At 34.7% G+C, this 26,617-nt stretch carries 28 protein-coding genes and 1 tRNA gene; 21 read left to right on the top strand and 8 right to left on the bottom strand.

Annotation, left to right across the window (positions count from 1 at the left end; translation table 11 throughout):
* The first annotated feature begins 196 nt into the window (after window positions 1-196).
* From CKF54_RS01225 to pgeF, 17 genes are all read left to right on the top strand, one after another.
* Window positions 197-1,582, top strand: coding sequence for a phosphomannomutase CpsG (locus CKF54_RS01225; RefSeq protein ID WP_119524472.1), 1,386 nt, complete (start codon window positions 197-199; stop codon window positions 1,580-1,582).
* A gap of 19 nt (window positions 1,583-1,601) precedes the next feature.
* Window positions 1,602-2,501, top strand: a complete 900-nt coding sequence (gene galU, locus CKF54_RS01230; RefSeq protein WP_119524473.1) for a UTP--glucose-1-phosphate uridylyltransferase GalU — start codon at window positions 1,602-1,604, stop codon at window positions 2,499-2,501.
* A 357-nt stretch (window positions 2,502-2,858) separates the two neighbouring features.
* Complete coding sequence (rplN, locus tag CKF54_RS01235) at window positions 2,859-3,230, top strand: 50S ribosomal protein L14 (protein WP_119496846.1); 372 nt, start codon at window positions 2,859-2,861, stop codon at window positions 3,228-3,230.
* 12 nt (window positions 3,231-3,242) lie between these two features.
* A complete protein-coding gene (gene rplX, locus CKF54_RS01240; protein WP_119524474.1) occupies window positions 3,243-3,566 on the top strand; it encodes a 50S ribosomal protein L24 in 324 nt (107 codons plus the stop codon).
* A 22-nt stretch (window positions 3,567-3,588) separates the two neighbouring features.
* Complete coding sequence (gene rplE / locus CKF54_RS01245; RefSeq protein ID WP_119496844.1) at window positions 3,589-4,128, top strand: 50S ribosomal protein L5; 540 nt, start codon at window positions 3,589-3,591, stop codon at window positions 4,126-4,128.
* Between the two features lie 9 nt (window positions 4,129-4,137).
* Window positions 4,138-4,443 carry a 30S ribosomal protein S14 gene (gene rpsN / locus CKF54_RS01250; protein ID WP_119524475.1) on the top strand — a complete coding sequence of 102 codons (306 nt, stop codon included), beginning with the start codon at window positions 4,138-4,140 and terminating at the stop codon, window positions 4,441-4,443.
* Between the two features lie 44 nt (window positions 4,444-4,487).
* Complete coding sequence (gene rpsH / locus CKF54_RS01255) at window positions 4,488-4,880, top strand: 30S ribosomal protein S8 (protein ID WP_119496842.1); 393 nt, start codon at window positions 4,488-4,490, stop codon at window positions 4,878-4,880.
* A 16-nt stretch (window positions 4,881-4,896) separates the two neighbouring features.
* On the top strand, window positions 4,897-5,433 hold the full coding sequence (gene rplF / locus CKF54_RS01260; protein WP_119524476.1) for a 50S ribosomal protein L6: 537 nt from the start codon (window positions 4,897-4,899) through the stop codon (window positions 5,431-5,433).
* A gap of 12 nt (window positions 5,434-5,445) precedes the next feature.
* The gene (gene rplR / locus CKF54_RS01265; RefSeq protein ID WP_119524477.1) at window positions 5,446-5,799 is read left to right on the top strand and encodes a 50S ribosomal protein L18; all 354 of its coding nucleotides are present in this window, start codon (window positions 5,446-5,448) and stop codon (window positions 5,797-5,799) included.
* Between the two features lie 15 nt (window positions 5,800-5,814).
* Entirely contained in the window at window positions 5,815-6,315 is a 501-nt protein-coding gene (gene rpsE / locus CKF54_RS01270; RefSeq protein WP_119524478.1) for a 30S ribosomal protein S5, read from the top strand.
* 6 nt (window positions 6,316-6,321) lie between these two features.
* A complete protein-coding gene (gene rpmD / locus CKF54_RS01275; protein WP_119496838.1) occupies window positions 6,322-6,504 on the top strand; it encodes a 50S ribosomal protein L30 in 183 nt (60 codons plus the stop codon).
* Between the two features lie 2 nt (window positions 6,505-6,506).
* Window positions 6,507-6,983 (top strand): 50S ribosomal protein L15, encoded by a 477-nt coding sequence (rplO, locus tag CKF54_RS01280; protein WP_119524479.1) that lies wholly within the window; start codon window positions 6,507-6,509, stop codon window positions 6,981-6,983.
* Between the two features lie 74 nt (window positions 6,984-7,057).
* On the top strand, window positions 7,058-8,386 hold the full coding sequence (gene secY, locus CKF54_RS01285; protein WP_119524480.1) for a preprotein translocase subunit SecY: 1,329 nt from the start codon (window positions 7,058-7,060) through the stop codon (window positions 8,384-8,386).
* A 68-nt stretch (window positions 8,387-8,454) separates the two neighbouring features.
* Window positions 8,455-8,568, top strand: coding sequence for a 50S ribosomal protein L36 (rpmJ, locus tag CKF54_RS01290; protein ID WP_119496835.1), 114 nt, complete (start codon window positions 8,455-8,457; stop codon window positions 8,566-8,568).
* 210 nt (window positions 8,569-8,778) lie between these two features.
* Window positions 8,779-9,531, top strand: a complete 753-nt coding sequence (locus CKF54_RS01295) for a hypothetical protein (RefSeq protein ID WP_119524481.1) — start codon at window positions 8,779-8,781, stop codon at window positions 9,529-9,531.
* 196 nt (window positions 9,532-9,727) lie between these two features.
* Complete coding sequence (rluD, locus tag CKF54_RS01300; protein WP_119524570.1) at window positions 9,728-10,642, top strand: 23S rRNA pseudouridine(1911/1915/1917) synthase RluD; 915 nt, start codon at window positions 9,728-9,730, stop codon at window positions 10,640-10,642.
* Window positions 10,643-10,645: 3 nt separating this feature from the next.
* On the top strand, window positions 10,646-11,470 hold the full coding sequence (pgeF, locus tag CKF54_RS01305) for a peptidoglycan editing factor PgeF (protein WP_119524482.1): 825 nt from the start codon (window positions 10,646-10,648) through the stop codon (window positions 11,468-11,470).
* Between the two features lie 31 nt (window positions 11,471-11,501).
* On the opposite strand, the gene truB is transcribed toward pgeF, so the two are convergent.
* The 6 genes from truB to CKF54_RS01335 form a co-directional block, all read right to left on the bottom strand.
* Entirely contained in the window at window positions 11,502-12,530 is a 1,029-nt protein-coding gene (gene truB / locus CKF54_RS01310; RefSeq protein WP_119524483.1) for a tRNA pseudouridine(55) synthase TruB, read from the bottom strand.
* A gap of 2 nt (window positions 12,531-12,532) precedes the next feature.
* On the bottom strand, window positions 12,533-12,889 hold the full coding sequence (rbfA, locus tag CKF54_RS01315) for a 30S ribosome-binding factor RbfA (protein WP_119524484.1): 357 nt from the start codon (window positions 12,887-12,889) through the stop codon (window positions 12,533-12,535).
* 77 nt (window positions 12,890-12,966) lie between these two features.
* The gene (gene infB / locus CKF54_RS01320) at window positions 12,967-15,246 is read right to left on the bottom strand and encodes a translation initiation factor IF-2 (RefSeq protein ID WP_119524485.1); all 2,280 of its coding nucleotides are present in this window, start codon (window positions 15,244-15,246) and stop codon (window positions 12,967-12,969) included.
* On the bottom strand, window positions 15,246-16,814 hold the full coding sequence (nusA, locus tag CKF54_RS01325) for a transcription termination factor NusA (protein ID WP_119524486.1): 1,569 nt from the start codon (window positions 16,812-16,814) through the stop codon (window positions 15,246-15,248). Before nusA ends, infB begins: the two co-directional genes overlap by 1 nt.
* Before the next feature lie 19 nt (window positions 16,815-16,833).
* Window positions 16,834-17,373: a ribosome maturation factor RimP gene (gene rimP / locus CKF54_RS01330; RefSeq protein ID WP_119524487.1), complete on the bottom strand. Its 540-nt coding sequence runs from the start codon at window positions 17,371-17,373 to the stop codon at window positions 16,834-16,836.
* Window positions 17,374-17,481: 108 nt separating this feature from the next.
* Window positions 17,482-17,558 (bottom strand) — tRNA-Met (locus CKF54_RS01335).
* 586 nt (window positions 17,559-18,144) lie between these two features.
* Between CKF54_RS01335 and CKF54_RS01340 the strand changes: the two genes are divergently transcribed.
* The 4 genes from CKF54_RS01340 to CKF54_RS01355 are packed head-to-tail and all read left to right on the top strand — an operon-like array spanning window position 18,145 to window position 24,421.
* Window positions 18,145-19,119 (top strand): HlyD family secretion protein, encoded by a 975-nt coding sequence (locus CKF54_RS01340; RefSeq protein ID WP_119524488.1) that lies wholly within the window; start codon window positions 18,145-18,147, stop codon window positions 19,117-19,119.
* An 8-nt stretch (window positions 19,120-19,127) separates the two neighbouring features.
* A complete protein-coding gene (gene rbbA, locus CKF54_RS01345; protein WP_119524489.1) occupies window positions 19,128-21,890 on the top strand; it encodes a ribosome-associated ATPase/putative transporter RbbA in 2,763 nt (920 codons plus the stop codon).
* Window positions 21,891-23,015: an ABC transporter permease gene (locus tag CKF54_RS01350; protein WP_119524490.1), complete on the top strand. Its 1,125-nt coding sequence runs from the start codon at window positions 21,891-21,893 to the stop codon at window positions 23,013-23,015.
* A 2-nt stretch (window positions 23,016-23,017) separates the two neighbouring features.
* Window positions 23,018-24,421 carry an efflux transporter outer membrane subunit gene (locus CKF54_RS01355; RefSeq protein ID WP_119524491.1) on the top strand — a complete coding sequence of 468 codons (1,404 nt, stop codon included), beginning with the start codon at window positions 23,018-23,020 and terminating at the stop codon, window positions 24,419-24,421.
* 150 nt (window positions 24,422-24,571) lie between these two features.
* Here the strand turns inward: CKF54_RS01355 and pgsA are convergent, their stop codons facing one another.
* Entirely contained in the window at window positions 24,572-25,204 is a 633-nt protein-coding gene (gene pgsA / locus CKF54_RS01360) for a CDP-diacylglycerol--glycerol-3-phosphate 3-phosphatidyltransferase (protein ID WP_119524492.1), read from the bottom strand.
* A gap of 26 nt (window positions 25,205-25,230) precedes the next feature.
* The gene (gene lysC / locus CKF54_RS01365; protein WP_119524493.1) at window positions 25,231-26,580 is read right to left on the bottom strand and encodes a lysine-sensitive aspartokinase 3; all 1,350 of its coding nucleotides are present in this window, start codon (window positions 26,578-26,580) and stop codon (window positions 25,231-25,233) included.
* Window positions 26,581-26,617 lie beyond the last annotated feature (37 nt).

Here is a 26,617-nt window from a genome sequence, read left to right on the forward strand (position 1 = left end):
AAATATTTAAGATCATTTCAAAAGGCAAAGTGGTTAGAGTAAAACAACAGCTCAATAGCTTTGCGCCTATTGATCAGTATTCAAATATCAAAAACAGATTTTTGTTATAATAAGATAAGACTTTTGTCTCTAATAAAGAATGCGATCTCCCTGCTAAAATCTTAAATAGATTTTAGTATCTTAATAAGGTTTCACAATGACAAATTATAATTTTAACTGCTTTAAAGCTTATGACATTCGTGGAAAAATCGGCGAAGAGTTATCTGATGATTTAGTTTATAACATTGGTAGAGCTTTAGCGGTTTACTTAAATGCAAAAACGGTAGTTGTAGGTAGCGATATTCGCTTAACTTCATCAAAATATAAAGCACTAATTAGCAAAGGCTTAACAGAAATGGGGTGCAATGTAGTTGATCTAGGTCAGACAGGCACTGAAGAAGTTTATTTTGCTACTAGCTTTTTAAATGCAGATGGTGGTGTTCAAGTAACAGCTTCTCACAATCCAAAAGATTATAATGGTCTAAAAATAGTTGGTAAAAACTCAATTCCCCTATCATTAGAAACTGGACTACGTGAAATTCAGAAGTTAATTGAAGAAAATAACTTTACTCCAGCAACAACTCCAGGAGTTGTAACTGAAGAGAATTTACGACCAAATTATGTATCTAAGCTTTTAAGCTTTGTTGATTTAGACGGTTTTAAACGTGATCGTAAGTTAAAGCTGTTATTCAACATTGGTAATGGTGCAGCTGGTGATACAGTGAAATATATCGAGGGTATCTTTAAACAACATCATGCAAATGTAGAGTTTAGTTACTTATTCCCAGAAGCTGATGGTAACTTCCCTAATGGTATTCCTAATCCATTATTAGTAGCTAATAGAAGTATTACGAGTGAAAAAGTTTTAGAAGTTGGAGCTGATATAGGTATCGCTTTTGATGGTGATTTTGATAGATGTTTCTTCTTCGATGAAAAAGGTAACTTTGTTGACGGTTATTACATTTGTGGCTTATTATCGCAAGCGTTTCTAAGTAAAAATCCAGGTTCTACAATAGTTTACGAACCACGACTAATGTGGAATACAGAGAAAGTTATCAGTGATAACGGCGGTGTAGCTGTTCTATCTAAATCAGGTCATAGCTTTATCAAGCATAAGATGCGTGAACATGAAGCTGTGTACGGTGGTGAGTTATCTGCACATCATTACTTTAAAGATTATTACTATTGTGACTCTGGAATGATTCCTTGGTTATTACTTGTGGAATTAGTGCAAAAATCATCTTTAAATCTATCTGACTTTGTTCGTCAAATGCAAGAGCAATTCCCATGCTCTGATGAGATGAACTTTAAAGTAGCAGATTCTACCGCTGCAATTGAGAGAGTAAAAGCTTTATTTGCGGATCAAGAAAAAGTAGAAACTTATATTGATGGTATGAGTTATGATTTTGGTGATTGGCGTTTTAATATCAGAACTTCAAACACCGAGCCTTTATTACGTTTAAATGTAGAGGCTAGAGCAAATAGAAGTTTAGTAGAAGAAAAAGTTACTTTAATTAGTAATGCAATCACTGCAGAAAAATAATAATTAAGAAGGTATATAGATGAAAGTTGTTATTCCTGTAGCAGGTTTAGGTACGCGTATGCTACCTGCAACTAAAGTAATTCCAAAAGAGATGTTAAATGTATTCGATCGCCCAATGATTCAATACATTGTTGACGAATGTGCAGCGGCTGGAATTAAAGAAGTGGTGTTAGTAACTCACTCTTCAAAAACAGCAATTGAAAATCACTTTGATACCCAGTTTGAACTTGAGCATACACTGGAAAAACGTGTAAAACGACAACTTCTAGATGAAGTAAGAAGTATTACACCTCCAGGTGTAACTTTAATCCATGTGCGTCAAGGTGCAGCTTTAGGTTTAGGACATGCTATCGCTTGTGCAAGACCAATTATTGGTGATGAGCCTTTTGCGGTAGTATTACCAGATGTTTTACTTGGTCACTTTACAGCGAATCAAAAAGCAGTTAACTTAGCTGAAATGATTCGTAGATTTAAAGAAACTGGTAAGTCTCAGATTCTAGTTGCTCCAGTACCTAAAGAAGAAGTTGTAAATTATGGTATTGTTCAAGTAGAAGATAATGAAGCTTTTGAAAAAGAACAGTCTGGAAAAATCTTACGTATTGTAGAAAAACCATCAGTAGAAGAAGCTCCATCAAATCTTTCAGTTGTAGGTCGTTATGTGTTCGATAAAGAAATATGGCCTTTAATTGAACGTACTCCTTTAGGCGTAGGTGGCGAAATCCAACTTTCTGATGCTATTGATATGCTAATCGAGAAAAAAGATGTTGAAGCATATTTAATGCGTGGTAGAAGTTTTGACTGTGGATCTAAAGTAGGTTATTTTGAAGCATTTGTTGAATATGCTTTACAAAATAAAGTACATGAGAAAGAAATTCGCGAAGTGATTCATAGTATTGCGCAAAGATACAACATTAAATAATACTTTTATTTAAAAGTTAAGAGTGATTACTTTTTTTAAGTAATGTAAAAATAGCTAATTTTAAGGCAGAAGAAACTAGAGGTTTAGCCTCTAGTTTCTTTGCTTAAAAATATTGAAATTTATGCTTGAATGCGTTGTTTCTTTGTGTTATAATAACCGAGTTATTTTTATTTAAGAAAATAATCTTAGAACTAAGAGTTCTATGTTTTTTATTATTAATACGTCCTACGCTTTAAATTTTAGAGATGTAAGTTAATAATAGGCTTTGTGTGCAATAAGCTAGCAAGGCTTTATTTTATGCCTTTAATTTAAAAGTAGGTTCTTTAACTAGTCTAATTTTAATCGGAGCATCATAACATGATCCAAACACAAAGTATGCTGACAGTTGCTGATAACTCAGGTGCTCGTCGCGTAATGTGTATTAAGGTTCTAGGTGGCTCACACCGTAGATATGCGGCTGTTGGTGATATCATCAAAGTTACTGTGAAAGAAGCTATTCCTCGCGGTAAAGTTAAAAAAGGTGATGTATTAAAAGCTGTGGTAGTGCGCACCAAGAAAGGCGTTCGTCGTCCAGACGGTTCAGTTGTTCGTTTTGACGGTAACGCATGTGTTATCTTAAACAACAATACAGAACAGCCAATCGGTACTCGTATTTTCGGACCAGTAACTCGTGAATTACGTTCTGAAAAATTCATGAAAATCATTTCACTAGCACCGGAAGTACTATAAGGAGAATTTGAAATGGCTAATAAAATTCGTTCAAATGACGAAGTAGTACTACTAGTAGGCAGCGAAAAAGCTGGTAAAGGTCAACGTGGTCGTGTTACTAAAGTATTACCTAACGGTAAATTAATCGTTACAGGTTTAAACTTAGTTACTAAACACGAAAGACCAAATCCTCAATTAAACATTGAAGGTGGTATTACAAGAAAAGAAGCTCCTATCGATGCTTCTAACGTTGCAATTTGGAACCCAGCTACTCAAAAAGCTGACCGTGTAGGTTTTAGATTTGAAGATGGTAAAAAAGTTCGTTACTTCAAATCTACAGGTGAAACTATTAAATAATAAAAATTAATTGGAGTTAATGATGGCGAAACTGCATGATTACTACAAAAATGAAGTGGTAAGCAAATTACAGAGCCAATTCGGATTTAAATCTGTCATGCAAGTCCCTCGAATCGAGAAGATTACCCTGAACATGGGTGTGGGCGAAGCAATTTCAGATAAAAAAATCCTAGAAAACGCAGTAGCTGACTTAACAGCTATTTCTGGTCAAAAACCTTTAGTGACTAAAGCGCGTAAATCTGTTGCTGGCTTCAAAATCCGTCAAGGTTATCCGATCGGTGCAAAAGTTACTCTTCGTGGTGAGCGTATGTACGACTTCTTAGATAAATTAGTTAACATCGCTATTCCTCGTATTCGTGACTTCCGTGGTTTATCAGCTAAATCATTCGATAAACGCGGTAACTACAGCATGGGTATTAAAGAACAGATCATCTTCCCAGAAATCGATTACGATAAAATCGATCGTCTTCGTGGTTTAGATATCACTATTACAACTACTGCTAAAAATGATAAAGAAGGTTTAGCTTTATTAGAAGCGTTTAACTTCCCATTCCGCAAGTAAGGTATACCCATGGCAAAACAATCAATGAAAGCACGTGAAGTTAAACGTGCGAAACTAGCAGCGAAATACGCTGACAAACGTGCAGAGTTAAAAGCTCTAATCAACTCTCCTAGCACTTCTGACGAAGATCGTTGGAATGCAGTATTAAAACTACAAACATTACCTCGCGATTCAAGCCCTAGCCGTCAACGTAACCGTTGTGCGATTACTGGTCGTCCTCGTGGCTATCAACGTAAATTCGGCTTAAGCCGTACAAAAATTCGTGAATTAGCGATGAGCGGTGAAATCCCAGGACTTCGTAAAGCTTCTTGGTAATTTCCACTTTTACAAATAACAAATTTTAGATCGGAGAAAAGCAAATGAGTATGCAAGATCCAATCGCAGATATGTTAACCCGTATTCGTAACGGTCAAGCTGCGAGAAAAGAAACTGTAACTTTGCCATCTTCTAAGCTAAAAGTGGCGATTGCCAAAGTGCTTAAAGAAGAAGGTTACATCGAATCATATGAAACAACTGATTCAGTGAAATCAGAATTAACTATTAAGTTAAAATATTTCCAAGGTAAAGCTGTTGTTGAAAGCATCAAACGTGTAAGCCGTCCAGGTTTAAGAATTTATAAAGGTAAAGATGCTCTTCCTACAGTTATGGGTGGTTTAGGTATCGCTATCGTATCTACTTCTAAAGGTGTAATGACAGATCGTCTAGCACGTAAAGAAGGTTTAGGTGGTGAAATCATTTGCTTTGTAGCTTAATATATAAGGAGTTCTAATGTCTCGTGTCGCAAAAACACCAGTTAGCATTCCTTCAGGCGTTGAAGTAAATGTTAACGGTCAATTAGTAACAGTTAAAGGTCCTAAAGGTTCTTTAGAATTAACTGTTAACTCACAAGTTTCTATCGCAGTACAAGATAATCAAGTATCTTTCAACTGGCAAGGTCGTGAAGAAGGTGTTTCTTCAGAACAAGCTGGTACTGCACGTGCCTTAATCAATAACATGGTGAAAGGTGTTTCTGAAGGTTTCACAAGAGGCTTACAACTTAAAGGTGTAGGTTACCGTGCTTCTATCAAAGGAAATACTTTAACCTTAGCTTTAGGTTATTCTCACCCTATCGAACACGTTCTACCTGAAGGTGTTACAGCAGAATGCCCTAGCCAACAAGAAATCGTTTTAAGAGCTATCGATAAACAATTAGTTGGTCAACAAGCTGCAATCATCCGTTCTTACCGTAAACCAGAACCTTACAAAGGTCACGGTGTGCGTTATACTGATGAAGTTGTGCGTATTAGAGAAGTTAAGAAAAAATAATAAGGTAATACCATGGATAAAAAATCTGCTAGAATTCGTCGTGCTACGAGCACACGTAAACACTTGCAAACTCTTGGTGTGAACCGTTTAGTAGTTTTCCGTACTTCACGCCACATCTATGCGCAAGTAATTTCACCAGAAGCTAAAGTATTAGCATCTGCTTCTACAGTAGAAAAAGCTTTAGCATCTCAATTAAAATACACTGGTAACGTTGAAGCAGCAGCTTTAGTTGGTAAAGTTGTAGCTGAGCGTTTATTAGGTAACAACTTCGACGGCAAAATCGCATTTGACCGTTCAGGTTTTAAATATCACGGTCGTGTAAAAGCATTAGCAGACGCTGCTCGTGAAGCTGGTCTTAAATTCTAATTGGAGTCAAAATAAATGGCGAATGTAGAAAATAAAGCAGGCGAGCTGCAAGAAAAACTAATTAACGTTTACCGTGTTTCTAAAACTGTAAAAGGTGGTCGTGTATTTAGTTTTGCGGCTTTAACTGTAGTAGGCGACGGTAAAGGTCGCGTAGGTTTCGGTTATGGTAAAGCTAAAGAAGTTCCTGCAGCTATTCAAAAAGCAATGGAACAAGCTCGTCGTAACTTAATTCATGTTGAGTTAAATGGTACAACGTTATACCACCCTGTGAAAGGTTCTCACACTGGTTCTAACGTGTACATGCAACCTGCTTCTGAAGGTACAGGTATCATCGCAGGTGGTGCGATGCGTGCTGTTTTAGAAGTAGCAGGTGTTCACAACGTATTAGCAAAAGCATACGGTTCTACTAACAAACGTAACGTTGTTCGTGCAACTATCAAAGCTTTAGAAGCTGTAAGCTCTCCTGCTCAAGTAGCTGCTAAACGTGGTAAAACTGTTGAAGAAATTTTGGGGTAATTTAAGATGACTAAAAAAATCCGTGTAACCCAAACTAAAAGTTCAATTGGTCGTTTACCTAAACATATCGCTACGTTAAAAGGTTTAGGTTTACGTAGAATCCGTCACTCAGTTGAGTTAGAAGATACTCCAGCAGTGCGTGGTATGGTAAACAAAGTTTACTATATGGTTAAAGTTGAGGAGTTATAATAATGTCAGATCGTTTATCTCTAAATACTTTAAGCCCTGCAGCTGGTTCTAAAACTGCTCCTAAACGTTTAGGTCGTGGTATTGGTTCTGGTCTTGGTAAAACATCTGGTAAAGGTCACAAAGGTCAAAACGCTCGTAAATCAGGCGGTGTTCGTCGTGGTTTTGAAGGTGGTCAAATGCCTTTATACCGTCGTTTACCAAAATTCGGTTTTACTTCACGTAAGGCTTTAGTATCTGAAGAAATTCGCTTAAGTGATTTAGATAGAGTAGTTAACACTGAAGTAACTTTAGAAAGCTTAAAGGCTGAAGGTTTATTACGTCGTAATACTAAATTCGTAAAAGTAATTTTATCTGGTAAAGTTACTAAAGCGGTTAATATTAAGTTCAATGAACTAGCAGGTTCAAACGTAGATATCCGTATTACAGGTTCTGCTTTAGAAGCGGTTAAAGCTGTTGGCGGTTCTTACGAAAAAGCTTAATAGTATATATTTTTGAAAAGATGAATCTGCCTACCTAGGTAGGTTCTCTTTTCTTATTAACTTAAAGGTGAGCTATGTCTAAACCAGGTAATCAAGGATCTCAGCTGACACCTATGCAAGAACTGCGTAAGAAGTTATGGTTCGTTCTTGGAGCTCTAATTGTTTTCCGTATTGGTACATATATTCCTGTACCTGGAGTAGATGCTTCAGTTCTAGCTTCGACTTTTGCAGAAAATACTGGTTCAGCATTAAATTTCTGGAACACCTTTAGTGGTGGTGCTTTACAACGTGCATCTATTTTCGCGCTAGGGATTACTCCTTACATCTCTGCGTCAATCGTTGTGCAGTTATTAAGTACTTTCTTACCTTCTCTAGTAGAACTTAAGAAAGAAGGTGAAATTGGTCGTCGTAAAATTTCAAAAATTACACGTTATTTCACTCTGATTTTAGCAGCATTACAATCTGTTGTAATTAGTACTGCTCTGCCTTCTTATGCTGAAGGTCTTGTTCCTGATTATGGCTTAAGTTTTGTGATCTCAGCTTCAATCTCACTAACAGTAGGTTCTTTATTCCTAATGTGGTTAGGTGAGCAGATTACTGAACGTGGAATTGGTAATGGTATATCATTAATTGTATTTGCGGGTATCGTTTCGGGACTTCCTGGAGCAATAATGGGTACATTAGAGCAAGCACGTACAGAAAGTATCAGCTTATTAACTCTATTTGCTATCGCAGCGATTACATTAATCATTATATATGCAGTTGTGTTTGTTGAACGTTCACAACGTCGTATTGTAATACAATATGCTCAACGTAACCATATGTTTGGTTCACGTCAACAACAATCAGCTCCATCGTATATTCCATTTAAAGTTAATATGGCGGGGGTTGTTCCTGCGATCTTTGCTTCATCAATAATTGCATTTATTACTACTTTTGTAACAAGTCTTGGGGCAAAATTTGATACCTTTAATACTCTTGGTAACATGTTATACCCAGGTCAACCATTACAAATGGTTTTATTAGCTGCTCTTATTATATTCTTTGCATTCTTTTATACTGCTTTACAGTATAACCCGAAAGATACAGCTGAACAGCTTAAGAAGTCGGGTGCATTCATTCCTGGAAACCGTCCAGGTGAGCAAACTGCTAAGTTATTAGATCGTATAATGACTCGTGTTACATTATTAGGTGGTTTATACTTAGCAATCGTAGCATTATCACCTGAGTTCATGCGTTTCTTCTACAGCTATAATTCAAGTTTTGGTGGTACCTCTATCCTAATCGTGGTTGTAGTTGTAATGGACTTTATAGGTCAAGTTCAGTCTCAAATGATGTCAAATAAATTTGGCAAAATTTTAAAAGAGTCTAATCTTGATAAGTACCGTTCAAATTGGCGTTAATAAAAAACTATAGCAAGGCTATAAATAGTTTGCTATAATTCTAATGCTTTAATCTTTTGAGGTTTAAAATGAAAGTAAGTGCATCAGTAAAATGCATGTGTCGTAACTGCAAAATCGTACGTCGTCATGGTGTGGTTCGTGTAATTTGTACAGATCCAAAACACAAACAACGTCAAGGTTAATTGACACTAGAATCTTTGATTCAAAGGAAAACCAATTGTCGATGGACAATTGGTTTTTTCTATATGAGTTTTTTACTTAGAGATAAATGTTCAGTAGCTTTTACAAGAATATAAAGGATTTCCTTTATATTTTTACTTGATTTTATAAACTTTGTCTATACAACTAACGTATAAAATTCCTAGAAAAAAAATTTAAGTACAAAATTAATTATGAATAAATTCAAAAAGTTAAGCTTAGTTGCTACAGCAGTTCTTGCAGCAACAACATTAGTAGCTTGTAATAAAGAACAAACAGCAACAACTACAACAACTCAAGAGCAAGCAGAGCAAACACAACAAGTTGATGTGTATGTAAAAGACTTTAACCCAACTCAAGCGTTTATCAACCGTTATACTGATAGAGAGTTCAATTTTAACGCAGCTTTACCTTTAACTGGTAAATTTGTAACTTTATTAAACAATATCTCAAATGGTGCTCGTTTATTAAATAATGCTCCAAATGATGAGAAACAATTATTAGAGTACAGAATTTTAGCTACGTTAAATAAGAACTTTAACGAGATTGTTGATAATTATAAAAATGACAAGCAAACTTTTGAATTAGACTATCCAAACGATGAGTTTGATTTAGAAAAAGCAAACTTCTCTGATTTATTAAGTCAATTAAATACAGGTTGTGAGTTAAATAACAATTATCAAGCTAATATTGACGAAATCAAAAAATTAGAAGTTAGAGATGCTGAGGGTAAAGTATTACCATTCCCAACAGAAGTAGTTAATGAAATTACTAACTGGAATGGTAATTTCAAAGCAACTTGTGATTTAACTAAATCATTATATGAAATTGTTTCTGCTCCTAATTTCTCATATGAAAATTTAGAAAAATCTTTAGCTGCTCAATTAGAAAGCCGTAAAGCTGAAGAAGCTAACCAAACAAATCAAACTCAATCAGAAAATCAATAATTTAAAAGAAGGTAAGTGCAAACTTACCTTTCTTTTTTGTTTGAAAACTTGATATAATATTGCTAATTTTAACTACAAATAACTGATTAGATTAATTTCTAGATCTTAAATTATTATGAGTACAGATTCTCCAGTTTATGCTGATAAAGTTGAAGTTAAATCGCATGTATTTGATTTTAACTTAGATCACTTTAATATGCGTTTAGATGCTGGTATAGCTAGCGTTTTAGAAGAATATTCTCGCACTAAAATTAAAGAATGGATCTTAGATGGTCATGTAAAATTAGATGGTCAAGTAGTGCAAGATCCAGCACATTTATTAACAGGCTTTGAGTTTTGTGAAGTAGAAGCGCAAATCCCAGTAGTCTTAACTTCAGTACCTGAAGATATCCCTCTAAATATTGTCTATGAAGATGACGATATTTTAGTAATAAATAAATCTAAAGATTTAGTTGTACACCCTGGAGCAGGTAATCCACGTGGTACTCTAATGAATGCCTTACTTTTCCATTACCCTGAATTAAATAAAATCCCAAGAGCGGGGATTGTGCACCGTTTAGATAAAGATACTACTGGTTTAATGGTTGTGGCAAAGAATTTGGCTGCACAAACCTCATTGGCAGAGCAATTACAAGTTAAGAGTGTAACTCGTGAGTATGAAGCAATTGCATATGGCTTAATGACTAAAGGTGGAACTGTAGACCAACCAATTGGTCGTCACCCGACTAAACGTACAGCTATGGCAGTTGATCATAAAAATGGTAAACCAGCAGTAACTTTATATCGTGTTATGGAAGCTTACCGTAACTATACTCGTTTACGTTTACGTCTGGAAACTGGTAGAACTCACCAAATTCGTGTGCATATGTCTTATATCGCTCACCCATTACTTGGTGATATTACATATGGCGGAAGTGTACGCTTACCAAAAAATGCCCTACCAGAATTAGCTGAAACTTTACGAGCATTTAAGCGTCAGGCATTGCATGCAGTTAAGCTTTCGTTACAACATCCTGCAACTGGGGAAACCATGACTTGGGAAGCACCTTTACCTGAGGATATGGAACAATTAGTTGCAGCATTACAAAAAGATAGGGATGAACGTAGCTAATATATGAGCAAGATTGAAACAATAACTCCTAACTGGCCTTTAAAGAAAGTTAAAGCCTTAGCAACTACACGATTTGGCGGTGTAAGCCATACAGATTACTTTAGTTTAAACTTAGCAAGTCATGTTGGTGATAACTTAAATTTAGTAAATAAGAATCGTCAACTTGTAAGAGATGAGTTAGAGTTGCCTGAAGATCCTTTATGGATAACTCAAGTGAGTGGTGCGCATGTAATAAAAATACCCGTTGATAAAACATTATTAGCCGAGTATAACTATATTAAAGATCACCCAGAGCAAGAATCTAGCCCAGAGAAGAAAGAAATCGTAAAAATCTTTTCAGTCGATGCGGTTTATACTAAGGAAGTAAATAAGGTTTGTACTATTTTAACTGCTGACTGTGTACCTCTATTGTTGGCAACTGCTGATGAAAAGGAAGTAGCTGCAGTACATGCTGGTTGGCGTGGTTTAGTTTCTGGAGTTGTTGAAAATGCTCTGAGTACGTTCTCTAATCGAGACTATGCACAAATGTATGCTTGGATTGGTCCTTGTATAGGTAAAGAATCTTTTGTTGTGGGTTCCGATGTATTAATGGAGTTTGCGCAAAAGGATAGAGATTTCTTAACTTGTTTTACTCCTTATATACAGGAAGAAAACAAATGGTTAGGAGACCTACCTAAGATTACGGAATTAATTCTGCGTAAATTTGGGGTGCAAGTTAAAAATATCTATCACTCTGAAATAGATACTTTTCAAGATAGTCGTTTTTATTCTTACCGCCGTGATCGTGTTACTGGTAGATTTGCTAGTATGATCTGGATTGATGAATAGAATATCAAATAGAAAAAGCTAGGTTCTAAACCTAGCTTTTTCTTAATTGATTAATTAATTTTTTCTCATGTTCGTCAGCTTTATCAACACTAACTCCACGAGCTTTTAATTCTTTGGCAATGATTTCAGTATTAGAGCGTAATCTATAACCTCTTAAGCGGTTTTTAGCTGTGTTTTTAGCCATACCGATAAAACCATATTGGTGGTGGTAAATTCTAAAGAGTTGCTCAATCTGATCAAATTGCTCACGATTATTTTGCTCAGCAAAAGCGTAAATTAAAGTCATACCTAAGCATAGTTTTAATAACTGCGCGTCACTTAGGTTTAAAGCTGGATACATATTAACTGGAGTTTCTAAAGGTAGCAATAAAGAATCTAAAGCTTCTAAATTATTATCCTTTGCTAATTCTTCAATAGTATCAATGCTTACCATTTGACAATTTTCAAATCCATCGATCTTGGTACGACGTAGTTCTTTAACATGAGCCCCACAACCTAAAACCTGTCCTAAGTCATCAGCAAGGGTTCTAATATAAGTTCCTTTTGAGCAGTAGACTCTAAGTTTTAGAAAAGGTTGTTGCCAATCGAGGATCTCAATTTCGTAAATATTTATTTCACGAGTTGGAACTGGAACTTCGATACCCTTACGAGCATATTCGTACAGAGGTTTGCCTTGGTATTTAATAGCTGACCAAATAGTTGGCTTTTGTTTGATTAAGCCAGTAAAATGCTCTTTGATGGTAGCTTGAATTTGCTCTAGTGTTAAGTTTACTTCATTTTCGGAGATAATTTCTCCTTCTCTATCTGAAGTACTTGTTCTAACACCAAAATGTACCACTACTTCATATTCTTTGTCAGAATCTAGCATCATAGTTGCCATTTTAGTACTTTCACCAAAGCAAATAGGTAGCATCCCACTAGCAAGAGGATCTAAAGCACCAGTATGTCCCGCTTTATTTGCGCGATAGAGGTATTTAATGCGCTGTAGAATATTATTGGAGCTAACTTCTAGAGGTTTATCAAAAATTAATACTCCATCTATATCTCTTCGTTTTGCCATTTTTATTTTACTGATTTTAAAACTTGATTAATTTGTTCGTATTTATCAGCACTATCGTCGTAAATAAATTTGATTTCAGGAACAACGCGTAATTTAATCGCTTTAGCTACTAAACTACGAATGTAAGGTACTTGTTTAGTTAGAATTTCGATTTTTTCAGCTGGTGTTAAAGCTTCTGAACTTTGAGTATTTAAAAAGCTTACAAACACTTTTGAGTACATTAAATCAGGACTAATTTGTAGATCTGTAACTACGACCATCCCGATTTGTTTAGTATTAATATCTTTTTGTAAAATAATTGAAATTTGGCGTTTTAATTCTGATGCTACGCGATCAGATCTTTTAAAAACTTTTACCATGAATTTCTTTCCTTTAATATAAAAATCCTAGTAACATGCGTTACTAGGATTTTTGCAATTTAATTTAGCATGCTTAGTTAAATTTGACGCTCAATACGAATTTCTTCGTAAACTTCTATTTGGTCACCTACACGTACATCATTATAGTTACGTACACCGATACCACATTCAGTACCAGCTCTTACTTCAGATACGTCATCTTTAAAGCGACGTAATGATTCTAATTGACCTTCGTAGATAACAATGTTGTCACGTAGAACACGAATTGGGTTATTACGTTTAATAACACCTTCAGTAACCATACAACCAGCGATTTGACCATATTTAGGTGCACGGAATACATCACGAACTTCAGCGATACCTGTAATTTGCTGTTTATATTCAGGCTCTAGTAAACCTGACATAGCAGCTTTAACTTCGTTAATTAAGTCATAGATAATGCTGTAGTAGTGTAAATCAATATGTTCACGTTCAATAATTGCACGCGCTGAAGCATCCGCACGAACGTTAAAACCGATAATAATTGCTTGTGAAGCTAATGCTAGTGTAGCGTCAGTTTCAGAGATACCACCCACACCAGAAGCAATAATATTAACTTTTACTTCATCTGTAGAAAGTTTGTATAACGCATCAGAAATAGCTTCAACAGAACCTTGAACGTCAGCTTTTAAGACAATGTTAAGCTCGCTAGCTTTATTCTCTTCTGTACTTGCAAATAAGTTTTCAAGTTTAGCTTTTTGTTGACGAGCAAGTTTAATTTCTTTGAATTTACCTTGACGGTAGTTAGAAACTTCACGAGCTTTACGTTCATCAGTTACTACAGTAACTTCATCACCGGCACTTGGCACACCTGAAAGACCTAAGATCTCTACAGGGATTGAAGGACCAGCTTCTTCAACGTTTTTACCTAACTCGTTACGCATAGCACGTACTTTACCATACTCAAGACCACATAATACTATGTCACCTTTACGTAAAGTACCATTTTGTACTAGTACAGTAGCGACTGGACCACGACCTTTATCTAGGAATGATTCAATAACTACACCTTGAGCTAATTTATCTTTAGTTGCTTTTAATTCTAGAACTTCAGCTTGTAACGCGATAGTTTCTAGTAGCTCATCAACATTTTTACCAGTTTTAGCTGATACGTTAACAAAGATTTCATCACCACCTAATTCTTCAGAAATTACGCCGTGTTGAATTAATTCGTTACGTACTTTTTGTGGGTTAGCTTCTGGTTTATCGATTTTGTTTACTGCAACAATAATTGGTACTTGTGCAGCTCTTGCGTGCTGAATAGCTTCAATTGTTTGAGGCATTACCCCATCATCTGCCGCTACTACTAGAACAACGATATCCGTAGCTTTAGCACCACGAGCACGCATATTTGTAAATGCGGCGTGTCCTGGAGTATCTAAGAAAGTAATTTCACGACCAGATGGTAATGAAACGTGATAAGCACCAATGTGCTGAGTAATACCACCAGCTTCACCTGAAGCAACACGTGTTTTACGGATGTAGTCAAGTAATGAAGTTTTACCATGGTCAACGTGACCCATGATAGTAACTACTGGAGCACGTGTAACTTCTTTAGCGTCATCTTGACTTTCGTTTGATTGGCTTAATAATTCTAACTCTAGATCATTGTCGTTGCGTAGAATTACTTTATGACCCATTTCTTCAGCAGCAAATGCCGCAGTTTCTTGTGGAAGAATTTGGTTAATAGTAACCATTTCTCCCATTTTCATGAAGAATTTAATCACGTCAGCAGCTTTAACAGCCATACGGTTAGATAATTCAGAAACCGTAATTGTTTCACCGATAACTACGTCACGTACAACAGGAGCAGCAGGCTTATTAAAGCTTTGTTTTAATTTGCTTTTTGCACCTTTTTGACGTCTTTTACCAGCTTTATTAGAACGACGATCTTCTTCAACTTCAGCATCTTTAGCAAATTTTGAAGAATATTTAGAGTAATCGTCAGAGCCGTTATCTAAATTGTTATCTTGTGAATTATTATTTCTTGCTTTTTTAGCTTTCTTTTTAGCTTCGTTTTCAGCTTTACGGTTTTGTTTATCTTCAGATTTTTGACGATTTAAACGTTCTTGACGTTCTAAATTGTCTTTTGCTGTTTTTTCTAATTTAGCTATACGAGCTTGTTCTTCACGTTCTTCACGTTCTAATTGAGCTTGTTTTTCTTCTTCACGACGTTTTTGACGTTGTTTTTCAATGTTAGCTTCATTAGCTTGTTGCTCTAATTTTGCCATTTGTTCTGGAGATAGACTTCTATCTTTACGGTGTTGAACATTATCAGAGCTATTACGTTTTTTTGGTTTAATTTCTGTTTTTGCCATTATGCTTCACTCTCCTCTTCATTGAACCATACGATTTGACGCGCTTGCATAATTAAAGAATTTGCAATAACTTCGCTTACGTTGATATATGAAGTAAGTTCGTCAGTAGCTAAATCAGCTAGGTCTTCTAAAGTTTTAATATTATGCTCAATTAACTTGATTAAGAATTCGTTAGTCATTCCTTCAAGCTCTTTAAGCCCTTGCTCAATATTAGCTTTTTCAATTTGCTCTAATTGAGCGTTTAAGTATTCATTAACGCAGTTATTAGCCATTTCTTTTAAGAGTTTAGCGTCTTCAGGTTCAAATAACTCTTCTAACTCTTCTTGACTTGTAGCTGCTAATTCTTCTACATTTCTAAATCCTTGTTCAACAAGGAAACGAGCTGTATCATGATCTAATTGTAGATCTGTTTCAAAGACAGAAATATATTTCTGATCTTCTTCCTCTTTTTGTTTAGCAAAAGTTTCAATATCGTAAACGTGGATTTTCCAGCCTAGGATTTGATTAGCTAAACGAACGTTAACACCTCTTTGACCAATGGCAATCGGAAGTTGTTCCGCAGTTACTGCCACTGAAATCATTTTCGCTTTTTCATCAATAATGATTTGTGCTTCTTCTTCAGGTGAAAGAGTTAGTAAGCTATGGATGTAAGTAACAAAATCTTGATCAAATGGAATGATATCAATTTTTTCGTTACGTAATTCACGAGTAATTGGATTAATTCTTGAAGTTTTAACCCCTAAACATGCACCAATTAGATCTAATTTTTTGTCATTAGTTCTAACTACAACTTTAGCACGTAAACCTGGTTCACGAGCAATATCAACTACTTCGATAATGCCATTTTGAATTTCAGGTACTTGTCTTCTTAATAGTGCATGTAAGAATTCTGGGGAAGTACGAGATAGTACCATTTGTTGCTTGTTAGGATCACCTGATTCAAGAGCAACTAATAAAGCACTCACTTCTTGGTTATTTCTAAATCTATCACCTGGAATTAAACCGTCACGGCGAAGAATACCCTCTACATAGTGGTGTTCTGCTTCTTCGTCAAAGTTATTTTCATATGGACGAGAGAATTCAGGGAAAGATAAAACTACAGTATTATTTTTTGATTGTCTTACACGACCTTTAACGATTTTGCCTAAGTAAGGTTCGTATGATTTGATAATTTTCTCGTTTTCAAGACTACGAACTTTTGAAGTCATGATTTGACGGAAAGTATTATAACCAATACGGTCTAATTCAATTACTTCGTCTTCATCAATATCTTCAATATACTCACCCACTTTGATATTTGCATTTTCAAATAAAGCGGCTTCTATACTGATTTCACGTGTAGGAACATTAACTTCTTCAACTACTTTCCATTGACGGTAGATAGTTGCTTCACCTGTTTCTGGATTTAGTTTAATGCGGAAAATACGTTCACCGTCATATTTACGACGTACTGAGATAGCTAAGCCTTCTTCGATAGCTTCTAGAATACGGTCGAATTCAATGTTACGTCTATCGGCAATATTACGTGCCCATTTTACAAGTTCTAATTCTTTATTGTTAGCTGACATAATTTTGTGTTATGGAAAATTAAATAAAATCGATAATAGGATCTAGGTTTGCTCTTAAAATGTTAGTAAACATAATATCTACAACATTTTGCGCAGTTTCTTCTTTGTTTTTACGAGCATTATTTACTCTACCCGGTTTAGCTTTTTTACCTGGCTTAGGTTTTACGTAAGAAGTATCAATACTAATAGTATTTCCTTCTACAGCTACTAACTTACCAGCAAATTTACGACGGTTTTGTTGTGCCATACGTAAATGAACAATCACAGGTTGATCAATGTATTTACTGAATTGTTCAATAGTAAATAAAGGTCTATCTAAACCTGGAGATGAAACTTCTAGATCATACTCGCTTTCAATTGGATCTTCTACGTCAAGAATTGGGCTAATTGCATCTGAAACAACTTCACAGTCTTCAATTACAATTCCATCTTCTTTATCAATAAAAACTAATAAAGTAGGGTGTTTACCTTTAGTAAACTCAACTCCCCATAAATCATAACCTAAGCTTTCTACTGTAGGTCTGATCATTTCTTTAATATTATCTTGGATTGATGCCATGTGTTTCTCTATAAAAATATCATAAGCAAAAAGGGCAGCTTAACATTAAGCTGCCCTTTTGAAAAACAATTTCAAAAAGGAAAAAAGATCCTTTTGTATTAAGAAAATTGGACGCGGGAGCTGGATTTGAACCAACGACCTTCGGGTTATGAGCCCGACGAGCTACCAGACTGCTCCATCCCGCAACAAAAACCTTGCTGCTGATGCACAGGAATGTATTAAAGTTTTTTAATTTCTTTCCTGTCTTTCCTCAACGTTGACTATTATAGATTAATAAAGTTCTAAATGCAAGCTTTTTTAATAAATATTTTTATATTTTTACTTAAAACTATGTTTTTTAGTAAAACTTTCTTTATAAAAAATTTTAAGTTTGAGATTGTAAATTTAAAATTAAATGCAAAATTAATAATTTTGCTTTAAAGATTTAAGAAAACTTAAAGTAACTAGAGTAACATTCTTGCAAATAATAGTTAAAGCTACAGTATTAATTTAACTGTATAGATGTACTCTACTGCTCCCTAGTTAGTAAGATTTTGTAATTAGCATACAAAAACAAGCCGAATGTAACAATAACTATATACTGTATATAATTATCTATACAAAAATATAAATTATGTATGGTTAATTGTATATTTTGCCTTTTTGTTGTTTTATCTACTTATATAGTAATTTAGTATAATATTAACTATCAGTAGAGATTACTTATATTATAGATATTCTCTAGAATTTTGCATAACTTTATTATCAATAATACATCGTATACATTATTTTATGAAAAAAGGTTTATTAATTTCATTAGTTGCATTATGTGTAATTGGTGGAGGAGCAGCAACATATTTTTATAAGCACTCGACTGATTTACCTGCTTATGTAGTATCCTCAAATAGCCGAGTAACTGTAGAACGTTATGACGTAGCAAGTTTATACGCCGGTAAAGTTGAAACTGTTGAAGTTTCAGAAGGACAATTTGTTGACAAAGATCAGATTCTTGTTACAGTTTCAAGTGATCAAGCTAGAGCACGTCTAAGTGCAGCACAAGCAGCTTTAGAAAGTGCAAAAAATAACCTTGAGGCAAGTAAAAGCCAAGTTGTTAGTGCTCAACAGGCTTTAGATGTGGCTCAATTAGATTTTAACAATGCTAAAAGCTTAAGAAAACAAAATTTAATTTCGGCTACAGAATATAGCCAAAGACAAGCAAACTTTAATTCAGCGCAAGCACAATTAGAAGCAGCACAAGCTACTGTAAATGTTGCTCAAGCACAGATTTCTCAGGCACAAGCTACTGTAAATGAAGCGCAAAGTACCTTAAATGATCTTGCAGTTAAAGCTCCAATTAGCGGTAGAGTAGAATATAAACTAGTTAATCCTGGTATCGTGATTGGTAATGGTGGACGAGTAGTTAGTCTGTTAGATCCATCAGATGTTTATGTAAATGTCTTTTTAACTACTGATCAAGTTAACAATTTAAGCATTAATAATGAAGCGAGAGTTGTAATTGATGGTTTAGACGCTGTTTTCCCTGCAAAAGTAACTTATATTGATTCTAGTGCACAATTTACCCCTAAATCAGTGGAAACTAAAGAAGAAAGAACGAAATTAGTTTTTAAAGTTAAACTTCAAGTGGACAAAGACGTAGCCCTAAGATACAAAAATTATTTTAGAAATGGTATTACAACCATGGGCTATGTAAAACTAAATAATGGCGGTCAATGGCCAAGTTCATTACAAATTAAATTACCAGAATAGTTTAAAAAATGAGTGAATTAAATAATCAGTTTGCTGTGCAAATTAAAAATTTGCAACACTTTTATAAAAGTAAGCAAGCTATTAAGGGAATTGATTTAAATATTCCTCGTGGTAAAACTATAGGTTTAATCGGTCCTGATGGAGTAGGTAAATCAACCTTATTATCCTTAATAGCAGGCGTAAAGATAATTCAAGAAGGAACGGTTGAAGTCTTTGAAAAGGATATAGCTAAAAAAGCTAATCGAGACATTCTTGCACATGAGATTGCTTTTATGCCTCAAGGTTTAGGAAAAAATCTATATCCAACTTTAACCATTAACGAAAATATAGAGTTTCATGCAAATTTATTTGGTTTAAACAAGAGTGAAAGAAAAGTAAGAATTGAAAGACTTTTAAAAGCTACAGGTTTATATCCATTTAGAGATCGTCCTGCTGGTAAATTGTCTGGGGGAATGAAACAAAAGTTAAGTCTTTGTTGTGCTCTTATCCATAGTCCTAAACTTTTAATTCTTGATGAACCAACAACTGGGGTAGATCCATTATCACGTCGTCAGTTCTGGGAACTTGTTGAAAGTTTAAGAGCAGAGAGTACTGATATGACTGTTCTTGTTGCTACAGCTTATATTGATGAAGCGCAGCAATTCGAATATTTGTTAGCAATGGATGACGGGGTTGTTATTGCCAATGACTTAACCGCTTCGGTTTTAAGAGATACAAATAGTGATACTCTTGAACAAGCCTATATGAAGCTTTTACCAGAAGAAAAACGTGGTAAAGTTGATGGCTTTGAAATCCCTCCATTTATCCATGACCCAAATGAACCTCCTGTAATTGAAGCACATAACCTTACTAAAAAGTTTGGTAACTTTGTTTCGGTTGACAATGTTAACTTTGAAATCCCTAGGGGAGAGATCTTTGGTTTCCTTGGATCTAATGGTTGTGGTAAATCTACAACTATGAAGATGTTAACAGGTCTGTTAGAGCCAACAGAGGGTGAAGCGAAACTATTAGGTAAAGTTTTAGATGCTTCAGACATGGAAACTCGTAAACTTGTTGGTTACATGTCACAAGCTTTTAGTTTATACGAAGAGTTAACAGTAAGAGATAATCTTATGCTCCACGCAAAACTCTTTGCTCTACCTAAAGATAAGTGGAATGAAACTGTTGATAATTCCTTAAAGCAATTCGCTTTAGATGATTATGCTAACAATAAACCAAAAGACTTACCTCTAGGGATTAAACAAAGATTACAGTTAGCTGCAGCTTGTTTACATAAGCCTGAAGTTTTAATTCTTGATGAACCTACTTCAGGGGTTGATCCAGCTGCTCGTGATATGTTCTGGGAATACCTAATTGACCTTTCTCGTAAAGATAAAATAACTATCTTTATCACAACTCACTTTATGAATGAAGCGATGCGTTGTGATCGTATTTCTTTAATGGATAAAGGTAAGGTATTAGCTTTAGGTACGCCTGTAGAATTACAAGAAGAGAAAAATTGTGAAACTCTTGAAGAAGCATTTATAGAGTATCTGCTTGACAATATGCCTCAAGAGGAAAAACATGAAGAAAGCTCTGAAGTAAAAGAAGATACAAAATTACCGACAAATTTAGATAGTAAACCTAAACAAAGATCTCCATTAGTTAATTGGTTTGCTTTAGTATTTGCCTTTACTAAACGTGAAGCGGTTGAATTATTACGAGATAAAATTCGTTTATTCTTTGCAGTTGGTGGCGCCTTAATGCTTTTCCTTTCAATGGGATCTAGTATTTCTTTCGACGTAAAACCTGTGAAGTATGTAGTAGTTGATAATGATAATTCATCACTTAGCTATCAACTACGTGAAACTTTACATGGATCTAATTACTTAGAGAATATAGGTGACTACACTGGTCCGATTAACGAAGAGAAAATTTTCCAATCAACAGCAGCCAAAATTATTTTTGAGATTCCTGCGGAGTTTGGTAAAAAACTTCTCAATGGTGACCAACCTAATATTGGCGTTTTTATTGATGGTACTTATCCTTCAATTGCTGAAAATGCTGTAGGTATTTCTCAAGCTGTACTACAAACATTTTTAGCAGACTTTTATAAGAGTCAAGGAATTGTTGTTTCAGGTTCCTCTGGTGCAAATATTGTAGAAAGATATATTTACAACCAAGATTTTAAGAGTGTGTATGCAATTAGTCCGGGGGTAATCATGCTTGCTATGGTTTTAATACCAGCAATCATGATGGCTGTTGGCGTTGTTAGGGAAAAAGAAATTGGTTCAATTATGAACTTATATGGTTCTCCTGCTAGTAAATTACAGTTTTTACTAGGAAAACAATTACCATATGTATTTCTTTCAACTATAAGTTTTACTTTCTTGGTTTTATCAGCCGTCTTTATTTTCCAGGTACCGATTAAAGGTTCAGTATTTGCTCTATTTTTAGGTGGCTTTTTAGTATCTTTAGCTTCTACTGGGTTCGGTATGCTAATTTCTAGTTTTGTAGGTTCGCAAATTGCAGGACTATTCTTAACTGCAATTATAGCTATGATTCCATCAGTAAACTTCTCTGGTTTAATTACCCCTACTTCGACTTTATCTTATCCATTACAAGCTGTTTCACATTTATTACCTGGTGCTTGGTTCCAGAAAATCAGCTTAGGAGCTTTTACTAAGGGATTAGGATTCACAAGCTTTATATCACTATACTTAGGTTTAATTGCGATTTATCTAGTGTATATTTCTTTAGGAACTCTATTCCTTAAAAAGCAGGAGAAGTAAATGTTAAATTGGTTCAAAAATGTAATTTATTTATCCGGGAAAGAGGCTAAAAGTCTATTATCTGATCCGATTCTGTTAGTATTAGTTGTCTACGTATTTACAGTTGCGGTTTATACCATTTCAAATATGCCTACCACAGAAATTAAAAATGCTTCTGTGGCGGTAGTTGATTATGATAAATCGTCATTAACTTATAAGTTACGTGATAGCTTAAGAAAACCAAGTTTCAAACAAGTAGAAGAAATACCTTATGCTGAGATTGATGAAAGTATGGATAAAGGAAAATATACTTTTGTCATTATCTTTCCAGCAAATTTTGAAAAGTCATATTTACAAAATGACAACCCTGAAATTCAAATCCTAATTGATGCAACTGCTATGACGCAAGCAGGGGTTGGGGTTAGTTACATTAAACAAATATTTAATGGGGAAATTAGAGATTACTTTAACCAAGAGAGTGCTTCTTTACCGATTAATGCTCAAGTTAATGTGTTATTTAACCCTAACTACTACAGTAGTTGGTACATGGGAACCAACCAAATTAGTGGTTTCTTAACCTTACTAATTCTGATGCTAGTTGGGGCGGCAATTATCAGGGAGAAAGAAAGAGGAACAATTGAACACTTATTAGTAATGCCTGTAAGTTCAAGTGAAATAGCTTCGGCAAAAATTTTAACTAATGGTTTAGTTCTACTTGCAGCTTCAACCTTATCATTGATTTTCTCGATAAAATTAGTAATTGGTGTGCCTTATTCGTTAATGCAATTACCATTATTTATTTTAGGAGCTGCTGTTTTTCTTTTTACAGTTTCTTCTTTAGGTATTCTATTAGCTGTAATTGCTCCAACTTTACCGCAATTTGCGCTAATTTGTTTACCAACTTTCATGGTTTTAAATCTTTTATCAGGATCAATGTCTCCGGTAGAAAATATGCCTACAGTGGCTTACTCAATTAGTCAATTATTACCAACTACCATTTTCAATGGTTATGTAGGTAATATTATTTTCCGCGGAGCAGGAATTTCTGATGTATGGCCTGCGTTAGTTAAGTTATCAGCTATTGGTGTTGTTTTTATAACTATAGCTTTTATGAAATTTAAAACCATGCTTTCGAGACAAAGTTAATTATGAAAATTCTTACATCTACGGCTTTAGTAGTATTTGCTTTTACCTTGTCAGCTTGTACTACTTCGGTAAACCAAAAATCTAGCGTCGAAGTTCCTACACAATACCAAGTAGCAAATAATTTAACAACAAATCAACAAAACATTGCTCAATGGTGGTTAAATTGGAATGATGCTACTTTAACTTCTTTAATTGAACAAGGCTTAAAAAACAATCTAGACTTAGCTTTAGCCCAAGCACGATTAGAACAAGCTGGTGCTTATAGCAATTATGCTAAAGCAGATCAAGGTCCTACGGTTGGGGTAAGTGCTTCGAGTACTGCTAATCGTTCAAAAGTAGAAATTCCAGGCCTGTATGATATGCCGTACACAAATAGAAGTTTTGTTTATGGTGGGGTATCAGCTAGCTGGGAAGTTGATATTTTTGGGAAAAAGCGTTCAGATGCTGCTGCAGCATACTTTCAAGCATTAGCTAGTCAGGATCAGCTATATGCAACCCAAGTTTTAATAACTGGACAAATTGCGCAAAGTTATTTTCAATTAAATGCGATTAACCAACAGCAAATTGTTTTACAAAAACAATTAGCTCAATTAAAGCGTTTAGAAGCGTATGTAAATGGACGTTTTAGAGCTGGTCAAGTGTTAGCAAGTGACCTAACTCAAGTTAAAGTACAGGTTAGCAAATTGGAAGCTACTTTAGCTTTAATTCCAGCACAAAGAGACGCTTTAATGCGTAGCCTAGCTATTTTAACTGGCAATAACTACCAAACGTTTAGTCTGGCTCTAGCAAGTGATTATAGTTTTGCTCTACCTGCAATTCCTTCATCTGGGCAACCAGTTGACTTATTAAATCGTCGTCCTGATTTAAAAGCTAAAGAAAACTTAGTAGAAGCAGCTGCTGCAAAAGTAGCTTCAGCAAAAGCGGATCTTTACCCACGCTTTAATTTTAGTTTCTTTGGTATGGGAGGACGCATTAATTTAGGTGGGGATATAGGGAGCGCAACCGCTAACGCAGGAATGTTAGGCTTAGATGTACAGTTACCTATTTTTACAAATGGACGTATTAAGTCTAATATAGCTTCTTCAAATGCTTCATTGAAAGCAGCTATGATCGAGTATGATAAAAACTTATTAGAAGCTCTGGTTGAAGTAGAAAATGCTTATCAACTTCAATTAAGCTTAGATAATCAAGTTAATTATTATAAGCAAGCTTATAACTATGCTAAAACTCAAGATGAGCAGTTTTTAGTACTGTATAAGTATGGTGATAAGACTTTAGGTGATTCTATTAATGCGACTATTGAGAAGTATAACGCTGAGTTAACCTTAATAGACAGCAATTATCAAGCATCACTGAACATGATCAATCTTTACAAAGCCTTAGGTGGTGGTTGGTCACAAAATTAATTATTAGCTAAATTGGGTTCCATAAGTAATTATGGAACTTTTTCTTTTGGCAAAATTTCTTGTTTGGCTGTAGGAATACTTGCAGTAATTTTTGATAAAAAAATAACAGTTTCGGTTTTAAACCGAAACTGTTATTAAAATGCGTATAAGTTATTTCTTTTCTTCTAATTCGCTAACTGATTTAAAGCCTATAATGAGATAATCGATCATAGACCAGATAGTTAGTACAACTGCTAACCACACTAAACCAATACTCATGTGTTCAATCCAGTACATGCCTTCATAAATGTCTGAATAACGGTTTGGACGCCATAAAAGAAAGCAGATTGCTGTCATTTGTGCGGTAGTTTTGATTTTACCTAAGTAAGAAACTGCAACTTTTGAAGATTTACCTAAGCTAGCCATCCATTCTCTTAGTGAGGAAACTATTATCTCACGACACAGAACAATGATTGCAGCAATGGTTACTAAAATATCATTTTGCTTAAATAGATAATCAAATGAGCTGTTTCTGTAGTAGGTATACTCATAAACAATTAAAACTAGAGCAACACAGACAATTAATTTATCAGCTACAGGATCTAGGAATTTACCAAAATTAGACACTGCGTTTAATTTTCTAGCAAGGAAGCCATCAATCCAGTCAGTAACTGATGCAATTAAAAAGATTAATGCTGTATAAAAATGAGCCGCTCTTGGTGCTAAACTAAAATAAACTACGACCATTAAAGGTATAAGTAGTAAACGAAAAAGGGTAAAGTATGTAGGTATTGTTATACGCATTTATTTTCCTTAAAGTTACTCAAAAGTTACTCAAAAAGATTTTTGTGTAACTGAGTAATTGTTGAGTCAGCTTTATCAGCAGGTACTAGGAAACAAATATTATAGTCACATGCACCTTGACAAACCATTCTGAATGAAGAGTTGTCTAGAGCTTGTAAAGCTTTAGTTAAACCTGAAGTCTGAGATAATTTATTACCAATTAAAGCAATTAAACTATAGTTGTGTTCAATTTTTACAGAACCTAACTCATTTAATTCTGCTAATAAATCAGGGTTTTCTAGAGAACCATGGTTTAAGTTTTGTTTATGATCAACTGTTACAGCAAGAGCTACTTCAGATGTTGTTACACAGTCAATCACAACATTGTATTTTGAGAAAATACTAAAAACTTTTGATAAGAAACCAGAAGTACCTAGCATTTTTAAGCTTGAAATCGTAAGAATTGATTGATTTCTTTTGAAAGCCACACCTCTAAATGTTGGTGGATTAACAACTTCTTTAGTAATCCAAGTACCACCAGATGATGGGTCTTTACTATTACCAATAAATACTGGAATATTAGCACGTACAGCCGGTAAAATTGTTGCAGGGTGTAATACCTTAGCACCAAAGATAGCCATTTCAGATGCTTCTTTAAAACTAATAGTTTCAATTCTTTGAGCGTTACTAACAATTCGAGGATCTGTTGTGTAAATACCTGAAACGTCAGTCCAAATATGACAAGCTTGAGCGTCAATAATTTCAGCAAATAAAGCTGCTGAATAATCAGAACCACCACGTCCTAATAGAGTAGTTTTACCTTCAGTTTCTTGACCAATAAATCCTTGAGTGATAACTTTAGTTTCAGGTTCTTTTAATAAATCTAAAACTACAGGTGCATTTTGTAGAGTTTGTTCTAGATCCACAGTAGCTTCTGAGAAGTTCTCATTTGTTTTAATTACTTCACGAGCATCTAGATATTCAGCTCTAGCACCTTGCTCTTTACATAAATGAGTAAATATCATGGTAGACATTAGCTCACCATGACCTACGATTGCAGCCGCTAAAGCATCATTAGTTGATAAGCTAGCAGCTTCAGATAAGCTAGAAATCTGCTTTAAACAAGATTCAATGCGTTGAGCAATTTCTTCAGGAAATTGTAGACGATTAATAATATTAAACTGAATTAACTTGATTTTTTCCAGAATTTCCTTACGCTTTTCTTTTTCACAACCTGAAGCTAATTCAATTAAAAGGTTGGTAACTCCAGCACTAGCACTTAGTACTACTACTCTAACGTTAGGATTACTGTTAATAATGTTAAAACAATTTAACATTGCATCATAATCGGCAACAGATGTGCCTCCAAATTTGGCAACAATATAGTCTTGTGACATAAAAATATTTAAAAAATTTTGCGTTGAATCTTAAAAA

It is taken from the genome of Psittacicella hinzii, assembly GCF_003585885.1.
Lineage (GTDB): Bacteria > Pseudomonadota > Gammaproteobacteria > Enterobacterales > Psittacicellaceae > Psittacicella.